This window comes from Mesorhizobium sp. M1E.F.Ca.ET.063.01.1.1, from assembly GCF_003998155.1.
Taxonomy (GTDB): domain Bacteria; phylum Pseudomonadota; class Alphaproteobacteria; order Rhizobiales; family Rhizobiaceae; genus Mesorhizobium.
Genome location: NZ_RZSC01000805.1, coordinates 1 through 2,575, shown reverse-complemented (window position 1 = coordinate 2,575; position 2,575 = coordinate 1). Strand labels below are relative to the sequence as shown.

The window sequence follows — 2,575 nt, the reverse complement described above, 5'->3', positions numbered from 1 at the left end:
GAACATCGATGACCGCTGCTACGCCGCTCGCTCCAGCACTGTTGAGGGCGCGCGCGAGCGGCTTCGTAACCGCCGAGCTACACCACGCGGTGGGGCACGACCATTTTGGATGCGCGAGGCGCCTTCGGCAACGCACTGATTCTTCTGGAATGTAGGCAAAAACACAAATACATTGAGCCGCAGTTTGGAGCCGCAAAGCGCGGCAAGGACGCCCATCCCGCGTCGTCGTCGAGGAGAGAAGTATTGCGCTTGGATCACCGCCGGAAAAAGAAACTCGTCGATTGTTCCCGCTTTCGGGGCGCTCCTGTCGGGCGCTCGATGGCAAGCCTTGTACGTGGCGGAAGCTCGCCGGCATGCAATTCGCGAAGGCGCTGATCGAGTTCCTTGTCCACCGACGTCAGGCGATGATTGAGGCGAAGATAGTCCATCCAGGTCGGCGTGCGGAATGTCTCGGTCCAATGCAATGGCTCCTGCAGGTCGCGCTGAAGGTTCCAGTGCCGCGCACCGACGCGGCTTTGCACGCGACGCCGTTGCCGCATCTGATCGAGAAATTCCTCAAGGTTCGCTTCCGGGATGGCGTACTCGATCTTGACCACGATCGGACCGCTCCTCGACTTCAGGTCGAGGGCGAGTTGCGGGGTCTCGAAATCAAGCGAATCCTGATCGGATTCTTTCCATTGACGGATTGGCAATAGGAGCCCGGTGGCGGCAACCAGCAGCAGGGCGCCAGCGGAACTCTCCAGTGCCAGCGTGAGGGAATAGTTTTCAGCCATCACGCCCCACAGCCAGCTTCCGGCCGCAATGCCGCCTGACGCAAGCGCAGAGTAGATCGAGAGCGTACGCCCGACCACCCAGCGGGGGCTCGACAGCTGCACGCTGACGTCAAGCCCGGTCCAGGTGACGACCCAGCCAGCCCCGCCCAGTGTCAAGGCAATCGTCGCCACCACGATCGAAGGCGTGAAAGCAAGAGCCAGGCAGCAAGCGGCGCAGGAAATGCATGCCAGCGTGGTCAGCCGCTCCTGCGACAGCTGCCGTCTCAGCGCGTTGTTGGAAATGCCCGCGCACAAGGCGCCGGCGCCAAATCCGGCCATCAGGACACCGTAGACGATCGGTCCGCCGCCGAGTTGATCGCGCGCAACGAGAGGCAGCAGCGCCAGGATGGAAATGCTTGTCAGTCCGAACAGAGTTCCGCGCGCGATTGCCGCCTTGATCTCTCCCGACAGTGCCGTGAAGCGCGCGCCGTCATGAATGGCGGTGGTCAAGGGCTCACGCGGAAGAGGCGAAGACCGGCCGCTCCATTTGCAGAGGCCTATGACCCATAGCATCGCGACATAGGTCAGCGTCGCCAAGGCAAAGGCGGTCAGCGGTCCGAAGGAGGCGACGACGATACCGCCGAGCGCCGGGCCAATGCTTCGCATGGCATTGTAGCCAACCGAGATCAACGTGACCGCTGCCGGAACTTCGCGTTTTCGCAGAATGTCGCCAACCGAAGCGTGCCAAGCCGGATCGGTGAAAGCAGCCCCGCATCCGGCCAGACAGCTGCATGCGAGGATCAGCCACGGATTGTAGAACCCGAGCCCCACAAGAGCGGTAAGCATCATCGACGACGATGCTATTACGCACCAGCCGATCGCCATGACATGGCGCCGGCTGAAGTTGTCGGCAATGGCGCCGGCAAAGATCGACAACAGGAAGACGGGCAGTGTTGTGGAGGCTTGCACCAGGGCGACCATCACGTCCGAGCTTGAAATGGTTGCCATCAGCCAGCTGACCGCAACAGTCTGAAACAGCCATCCCAGGCTGGAGACCTGTGCGGCAAGCCAGACCGCGCGGAACGTGGGGTTCTCCAGCGGAGCAAACGTCGCCGACGAAACCGAAGCCGCGTCCGCGCGCACCACCCTGCTCATTGGGCCGAGCCCCCTCTGTTTGCCTAAGATCAAGTTGGAGATTTCTACTCACGGACTTGCCTAGAGACAGTGGCAGGATCAGGGCACTACCGGTGCGTAGCGCAGATATTTTTGAGGTCTCCTGGGCGGCGGACATGAAACTCGCCTGGGAAAAGGGTGTTCATCCATTACCGGGTGCGAGCTATCTTCTCACCTAGAGCTTCTGGACAGGGTTTCGATATGGACACAGGGCTTGTCTCCCGGTGTACAAATGGTGCGTACTTCATCGGACGGCTCTTCGCGATGCAAAAGATGAGCAAGCTGCGCCAACTGCCATCGCTGCTCGCCAGTTCTTGACCTTCCGCTCGGCCGAGCTCGTCATCTGACGTCGGCCGGCCTTTAAAGTGCAACTGTGAGGTGGCTTCCTCGTCAGTCGCGGGTTGTTTCGCGCCAGTAAAGAAGAATGTAGTGTTCGGGACACATACCCCCGCAGTGTATTGCCTGGGATAGCCAATCGCCTGTATTGACCACGTCTCGGTCAGCCGGACTGGTTGGACGATAGATCGTGTCGCTGTGAATCCATGCGTCAAAGCGACCGGTGAGCATGGCCTCCTTCGCCTCCACGACGCGAGTCACCGTGGCAACTTCCAGGGATTGCAATGCCGGCGAGAAGGAAGAGCCCCCTTCGC

2 protein-coding genes are annotated in these 2,575 nt (G+C 60.9%); both read right to left on the bottom strand.

Annotated features, from left to right (window positions below; translation table 11 throughout):
* Window positions 1-254: 254 nt before the first annotated feature.
* Window positions 255-1,907: an MFS transporter gene (locus EOA29_RS32580; RefSeq protein WP_127222154.1), complete on the bottom strand. Its 1,653-nt coding sequence runs from the start codon at window positions 1,905-1,907 to the stop codon at window positions 255-257.
* Between the two features lie 408 nt (window positions 1,908-2,315).
* Window positions 2,316-2,575 (bottom strand): hypothetical protein (locus tag EOA29_RS42380; protein WP_210213196.1); only part of this gene is annotated, 260 nt, incomplete at its 5' end.